A 6,662-nucleotide genomic window follows, 5' to 3' on the forward strand; every position below is an offset into this window, starting at 1 on the left:
GTATCAGACGACTCAGTACTGCCTGACACGCCGCCTTCGCGAGCAGGCTCGCTCCCACAGAGGATGTGGTTTTTTACTTCACCGTGCTGTCTTGCTTGATATCCCCGCAAAATATATCGGCGTTGCCATCGGTCGCTGCCGATCGCACGACGATGGAGTACCCACCCGACAGCAAAATCGGCAGTGCGACCGGTGCGCTTCTTGAGAAGGTCCAGCCGCGCACGGGTTGGCGTTCGGTGTTGACCTTGTCATTCATGGCGTAGGCCACGGGGCCGGGTTGTTGGCAGCTGCCTTTATTGATAAAGGAATAAAGGCGCAAGGGTAGAACCGCGCCGCTTGGGACACCGCTGATGAAGAAACTGAGTCCGGTTTGCTTGTCCCAGTCGGTCAAGGTCACATTGCCGATCTGCCCCGGGTTTTGCCGAGTGGCGGTCAGTGGAACGTTCACGCCATGGTTTGACGAAGTGGCGCAGCCGAAGAGGCTTGCGGTGATGATCAGAGCTGCTAATGATTGTCCGGGATTCATTGCCAAACTCCTGTGCTTAAGACGTGCCATTGGAGATTAGCGGGTATCGCGCATTCATCACGTCCCGGGCTGTGCCGATGTGAGTTCATCGTGAGGACGCGGGCTCACGCCTTGGCCCGGTGACGCAGGCGCGAGTAGGAAATCAGCATGCTGGTCAGTTCTTGTGTGACTGGGGTGAAGGGTGAGACGCGACGGCTGATCAAGCACACCGCCCGCGATTCCAATGGCTCGCGTATCGCAATGCTGGTCAGCGATGAGGAAAACAGCTTCATGCCGGGCAGCAGGCTGGGCTCGATGGTCAGGTAATCCGTCTCGGAGACGATATGCAGGATCTCCAGCAACGATTCGGTCGTGATCGCGATCTTTGGGGCTGGCAAGCCTTCGGCTCTGAACAGCTCGACCAGATGGTTCTCGGCACTCCCGACAACCCCGGCGGGCCGGACGCTGATCCACTGGCAATCGGCCAGGTCGCGCACTGAGCGAGCATCCGCCAAGGGGTGGCCCCTGCGCGCAATGACGCTGGCTTTCGAGCTGTAAAGCCGTTCAATGTGCAGGTCGGTATCGCTGACGTCGGCGCTCAGTGGGCACATCACAAAGTCGAGCCGGCCAGCGCGAATCATCTCGATCAGCATCTTCGTCTTGCCACTGGCAACGTGTAACCGCACGTTGGGAAAACGATGGGTGAAACTGCTGAAGACCGGCATCAAGCACGCCGCCAGGGGTTCCGCCGTGACACCCAATGCGATCTGACCTTCGGGCAGGCCATTGCACTGTCGGACGTCTTGTACCGCGCGATCGCAATCCAGAATGATCGAGCGCGCCCGGGTCAGGAACACCTTGCCGGCCACGGTCAGGCTGATGCCCTGATTGGAGCGCACCAACAAGGTGACCCCCAGTTCTCTTTCCAGGCTTCGAATCGACTCGGTCAACGTACTCTGGGCAGCGTCCAGTTCTCGTGCCGCCGAACGAAAGCTGCCCATGTCGACAACCGAGCAGAAGGCGCGAAGCTGGATCAGCTTCATGAAGCAGTGATCCAGTTATTGCCGTTGTGGCCACAGCAAGCGTGCGCGATAGAGGTGAAGAGTGTTTGGCTGCTTCCAGTGTTCATGGCTGAGTCTCCAAGGGTAGGGGGATGCGTTTATCGTTGTCGATTAGATCGTATGCGATGTATTAATGTTCAACCAAAGACCGGGTGATGTCAAAACTAATCTTGCGTCCTGGCGACGGGCGGTGGAGCAGGGGGATGGGCGGAAAAGCCGAAGATGATCGGTTTTTCCGTTCTGTTCGGTCCCTCGGGCGTGTCTATAAAATCAATGCTGTCAGATAGTTACGTGTCTTCTTGGCTATTTGATTCTCATAAAAAACTTAAAGGAATCACCGATGAGCAACATCGAAAAAGTCCTGGTCACCGGCAAAACCCACACCACCCTGAGCAACTCCGGCAGCACCTCGCGCGGGCATAATGGCAACCTCGATATCCAACTCTCGATCCCCGGGAGTGCCGAACCGGCCCACGTATTCGCCGCCACCCAACCGCACCCGACGGCCGAGCAGTTGTTTGCCGGCGCATGGTCGGCCTGCTACATCGCGGCGGTCGGCCTTGCGGCCAAAGCCTTGAAGGTGACTGTTCCAGCCGACGTCTGCGTCGATATCGAGATCGACCTGGGTCAAGCCGGCAACGCTTACCTCCTTCAGGCCCGGCTGAATCTACGGCTGCCAGGTCTGACGCATGAGGTCGCGTCCGCTGTCGCACATGCCGCGGATCAAATGTGCCCCTACTCGAAAGCAACCCGCGGCAACATCGACGTTGTCTTGAATGTCCAGACGTCGTGATTGATATAAATAACTGACTTTCCAGGCGTGTTGAAACACCAACCTGAATACCTGCTTATCGATACTTCCCAGTAAAAAATATAACTGACGGCAAGTTGGTCGAGAGCATTTTCAATCGAAGGCGGGCTCGGCGTGACGTTGCGTCGTGGGAATCTGCATGCCAAAAAACATCAAACAAACCTCCCTGAGCAGACGCAAGTTTTGCGGCGTTGCCGCGGTGACATGTGCGGCTGCACCCTTGGGTTTACTCGGTTTTTCAATCAGGACTGACGCTATGACGAATACTTCAAACAAGACAGAGAGTGTTTCCACTGCAATACGTCCCTTTCATTTCAGCGCTAAAGAGTCGGAGCTTTCAGAGTTGCGCAGACGTATAACAGCGACGAGGTGGCCGGATAAGGAATTAGTCAATGACTCCTCTCAAGGGGTACAACTGGCGACCATCCAGAAATTGGCCAAACATTGGGCTACCCAATACGACTGGCGAGTTATTGAGTCGAAAATAAACGCCGTTCCGAACTTCATCACCCACATTGATGGCCTGGATATCCATTTCATCCATGTCCGCTCTAAACACGAGAATGCGCTTCCACTATTGATGGCGCACGGATGGCCCGGGTCGGTGATCGAGTTGATGAAAGTCATCGGTCCACTCACTGATCCAACGGCGTACGGCGGCAATGCTTGCGATGCGTTCAGCCTGGTGATTCCATCGATGCCGGGTTACGGCTTCTCGGAGAAACCGAAAGTGACCGGTTGGAATCCTGTGCGTATCGCCGATGCCTACATCGAGTTGATGAAGCGTCTTGGGTACACCCGGTATGGGGCGCAAGGAGGTGACTGGGGCTCTATCGTCGTCGACCTGATGGCTGTGAAGGCGCCGCCTGGCTTGATCGGCATTCATTCGAACATGCCCGGCGTCATCCCGCCTGACATTGATGCGGCCTTGTTTCGCGGCGAGCCGGTTCCCGCGGGTCTGTCCGAGGAAGAACAGCTCGCGGCGAATCAACTCGCCAACACCTACAAACACATCGGCTACGCGATCATGATGGGTGACAGGCCGCAATCGCTGACAGGCCTGGCAGATTCACCGGTCGGCCTGGCGGCCTTCATGCTCGATCACGATCCCAAAAGCTACGAAATGATTGCGCGCGCCATCGACGGCCAACCGGAAGGTCTCACACCCGATGACGTCCTCGACAACATCACGCTGTTCTGGCTCACCAACACCGCCGTTTCCTCGGGGCGGCTCTATTGGGAAAACAAATCGACATTCTTCGCGGTCAAGGGCGTCAACATCCCGGTGGCGGTCAGCGTGTTTCCCGATGAACTGTATGCAGCGCCGAAAAGCTGGTCGCAGAAGGCTTATCCCAAGCTGGTGCACTACAACAAACTTGCCAAGGGCGGGCACTTTGCCGCGTGGGAGCAACCGGCGCTTTTCTCACAGGAAGTCCGCGCTGGATTCAAGTCGCTGAGGTGAGCGACACGTCCATAGGCCTCTAAGACCTGATTTGGCGTGTATTGATCAGGAGGCTCGGTTCGGATTGTTGAGCGTCAGGCGTGAAAGCGGTCCGAACCGTGCGGGGGCTTTTCATCGAGTCTCGCGTACGGGTCGGCATTGACCCGGTTACCGAAGCTAAAGCGCGACACTTCGAGCATCCCGGCGCACCGCCTGGGGGGGCACACCATAACCTCGCATAAAAGCTTCGCGCATGTGTCGACGATCGCGAAACCCGGTTTCCCTCGCGATCATTTCCAGAGAGTGGCGGCCTTGCTCGATCATTAACCGCGCAGCCTCCAGCCGCAGACCTTCAATGGCCTTCGCTGGCGATTGCCCGGTTTCCGAGGTGAACACTCGGGTGAATTGGCGCGGGCTCAAGTATGCGGTCTCTGCCAACTCCTCTACGCTGAGCGGCCGCGTCAGGTTTTGACGCACATAGTTCAGCACGTTCTGGATGCGATCCGACTTGGGGGCCAAGTCAAGCATCTCTGAATGTTGCGATTGCCCACCCGAACGGCGCTGGTGCATCACTAAATTGTGCGCAACCGAACGCGCTACGTCTGCCCCAAGGTCCTTTTCTACCATTCCCAAGGCGAGGTCGAGTCCTGCGGTCATGCCGGCAGAGGTCCAGATGGGGCCGTCGATAATGTAGATGCGGTCATCGTCGACATCGATGTTCGGATAGCGCTTTTGCATTTCCTGGGCGAAAAACCAGTGGGTCGTGGCGCGGCGCCCGTCGAGCAGACCGGCTTCGGCCAAAACGAAGCTACCGGTGCAGACGCCAGCGGTGCGCCGTGCCTGATTACCGGCCTGTCGCACGAAGTCCAGCACGGCCTCCACTGGCTCCGCGGTCAGTGGATCGCTGACCCCGATGATGATCCACGTGTCAGCCAGTCTGGGCGCCTCCATTGGACGCGTATCAACTGCGAGCCCCAGCGACGAGCGCACCAGGCCACCAGACGGCGAGAAAATCTCGATCGTGTAGAAAGGGCTCTTCACAACGAAATTGGCGTATTCGAACACCGTCTGCGTCGCCAATGAAAGCATCTGGAACCCATCCGTCAGCAGATAGCCGATGCGGTGCATACACGTTTCCTCCGATGTCCTAAAAGACGACCATAAACGTCATTTAGGACGTCGTCAAATCGGTGCAATATCAGCTCTGTCGATAGAAACGGTGCGCTAAACCCAGCATGTGACGATCCCAATGTGCGGGGAACTTCGAGTTCTCTAATGAAGTTCCCTTGCCTACAAATAGAGGTGCTTACTGATGAAAACTTTTCTGGTTACAGGCGCTACCGGCGCAACAGGTTCTCCGACTGTCAAATTCCTGCTGGAGAAAGGTCATCGAGTAAATGCGCTTGTTCGCAGCGAAGATGCGCGCGCCCAAAAGCTTCGAGATCAGGGTGCTAATGTCTTTGTAGGAGATCTGCTAAACCTCAAGCACGTTCGCACGGCGATGGAAGGCGTTGATGGGGCATACTTCTGCTATCCGCTAACCGCGGGCTTAGTTGAGGCGGCAGTGATATTTTCCCAGGCGGCAAGGGAACAAGGGGTAAAGCACATTGTAAATTTGTCGCAAAAGCAATCACGTCCCGATGCGCGCAGTCCGGCCACCCTGAATCACTGGATGTCCGAGCAAGTGTTTATTTGGACCGGGATCCCCACTACTCATCTGCGTATTACCTTCTTTGCCGAGTGGATGCTCTATATTGCGCCCCTGATTCAGTTTGGCCGGTATGTCACGCCATTCGACCCTGACAGCCGATTTGCTCCTTTGGCTGCAAGTGATATCGGACGCATCGTTACAGGTATCCTGACCAATCCTGAAGGGCATGGCCATCAGACTTATGAACTGCATGGGCCAGAAGAATACAGCCACCAGGAACTGGCCGGCCTCCTGAGTACTGTTCTAGGCAAAGAGGTCCGCTTTGAACAGATCCCGGTTGAGGACTTCGTCTGCCTGCTGGGTCTGGACCACGATCGCTCTTATCTTTCGCATTTCAGTGCAGTAAAGATTGACCAACGTGAAAGGCGCTTGGAAGGTTTAGACAGCATCGGCACCGCTATCATCGGCCAGCCCCTGCTGACCCCTGCGCAGTTTATCGAACTGCACCGTAATCTGCTGACTTAAACCCATCTCGGCATGGAGTATGTTAACTGACTGCTCCATGCCGACTATTTCAACAATGAAAAGGTAGGGGTGAGTTGGCATTCAGATACTCAGAATGTCCTGGTTTTGCGCAGTTTAAAATTGCCTCCCCCCTTGCGCTCATCTAAAAACGCAAGCATTTCGTCCTTTTTAACATCGGCGAACGATTTTATATGAGGGTTACCCAAATGCTCGATCGTAAACACATCAGTCTCGATACCGATCCGGATCTCGGTTAGAACCTCGTCCTTGCTTAAGTCAAGACGGCTAAGTAGTTCATGGAGCTTCAGTCCATTAAAGTCTCCCGAAGTGAAATACTTTTCTTCGATGAATTTGTAAACACGTTTGACTCGTGGGACTCGAATGGCTGCTTCTGGCCGGAAACCGTTCTATGAATCTTACTTGGCAAGGGGCCTGGCCAGAACTCAGGCTCTGGTCATTCTCGCCCGTAAGCTCTGCCGGGTGGCATTTGCTCTCATGAAAAATCAGAGCGAATACCAGCCAAATTTAAAGCTGCAGGGTTCCCCTGCAACATAGAATCTCCCACAGGTTTCGCGCAGGTCCCTGTGGGAGCGGAGTGCTGTTCACTTAAGAAAATCTTGAGTCTTACCAATCCTTGTGGCGAGCGAGCTTGCTCGCGCAGGGCTGCG

6 protein-coding genes and 1 pseudogene are annotated in these 6,662 nt (G+C 55.7%); 4 read left to right on the forward strand and 3 right to left on the reverse strand.

Translation table 11 applies throughout. The features are described 5' to 3' along the window. Window positions 1–73: 73 nt before the first annotated feature. Both ACW9HW_RS28160 and ACW9HW_RS28165 read right to left on the reverse strand, forming a co-directional pair. The gene (locus tag ACW9HW_RS28160) at window positions 74–526 is read right to left on the reverse strand and encodes a hypothetical protein (RefSeq protein ID WP_457402591.1); all 453 of its coding nucleotides are present in this window, start codon (window positions 524–526) and stop codon (window positions 74–76) included. A gap of 104 nt (window positions 527–630) precedes the next feature. Then, window positions 631–1,548 carry a LysR substrate-binding domain-containing protein gene (locus ACW9HW_RS28165; RefSeq protein ID WP_457402593.1) on the reverse strand — a complete coding sequence of 306 codons (918 nt, stop codon included), beginning with the start codon at window positions 1,546–1,548 and terminating at the stop codon, window positions 631–633. Between the two features lie 358 nt (window positions 1,549–1,906). Here ACW9HW_RS28165 and ACW9HW_RS28170 point away from each other — a divergent pair, with 358 nt between their 5' ends. Further along, the gene (locus ACW9HW_RS28170) at window positions 1,907–2,359 is read left to right on the forward strand and encodes an Ohr family peroxiredoxin (RefSeq protein ID WP_457402595.1); all 453 of its coding nucleotides are present in this window, start codon (window positions 1,907–1,909) and stop codon (window positions 2,357–2,359) included. A gap of 274 nt (window positions 2,360–2,633) precedes the next feature. Next, entirely contained in the window at window positions 2,634–3,839 is a 1,206-nt protein-coding gene (locus tag ACW9HW_RS28175) for an epoxide hydrolase family protein (RefSeq protein ID WP_457402597.1), read from the forward strand. 156 nt (window positions 3,840–3,995) lie between these two features. On the opposite strand, the gene ACW9HW_RS28180 is transcribed toward ACW9HW_RS28175, so the two are convergent. Beyond that, window positions 3,996–4,946: a GlxA family transcriptional regulator gene (locus ACW9HW_RS28180; protein WP_457402599.1), complete on the reverse strand. Its 951-nt coding sequence runs from the start codon at window positions 4,944–4,946 to the stop codon at window positions 3,996–3,998. Window positions 4,947–5,130: 184 nt separating this feature from the next. On the opposite strand from ACW9HW_RS28180, the gene ACW9HW_RS28185 reads away from it, so the two are divergent. Together ACW9HW_RS28185 and ACW9HW_RS28190 are read left to right on the forward strand one after the other, a co-directional pair. Beyond that, on the forward strand, window positions 5,131–5,994 hold the full coding sequence (locus ACW9HW_RS28185; RefSeq protein ID WP_170948623.1) for an NmrA family NAD(P)-binding protein: 864 nt from the start codon (window positions 5,131–5,133) through the stop codon (window positions 5,992–5,994). 396 nt (window positions 5,995–6,390) lie between these two features. Next, window positions 6,391–6,549, forward strand: a pseudogene (locus ACW9HW_RS28190) (IS110 family transposase); the annotation flags it as partial. Window positions 6,550–6,662: the final 113 nt, after the last annotated feature.

The sequence above is a fragment of the Pseudomonas sp. SDO5532_S415 genome, assembly GCF_054071155.1.

Coding starts and splice junctions, on each gene's coding strand:
- ACW9HW_RS28160 (WP_457402591.1), bottom strand. CDS start 526: ATGAATCCCGGACAATCATTAGCAGCTCTGATCATCACCGCAAGCCTC.
- ACW9HW_RS28165 (WP_457402593.1), bottom strand. CDS start 1,548: ATGAAGCTGATCCAGCTTCGCGCCTTCTGCTCGGTTGTCGACATGGGC.
- ACW9HW_RS28185 (WP_170948623.1), top strand. CDS start 5,131: ATGAAAACTTTTCTGGTTACAGGCGCTACCGGCGCAACAGGTTCTCCG.
- ACW9HW_RS28180 (WP_457402599.1), bottom strand. CDS start 4,946: ATGCACCGCATCGGCTATCTGCTGACGGATGGGTTCCAGATGCTTTCA.
- ACW9HW_RS28170 (WP_457402595.1), top strand. CDS start 1,907: ATGAGCAACATCGAAAAAGTCCTGGTCACCGGCAAAACCCACACCACC.
- ACW9HW_RS28175 (WP_457402597.1), top strand. CDS start 2,634: ATGACGAATACTTCAAACAAGACAGAGAGTGTTTCCACTGCAATACGT.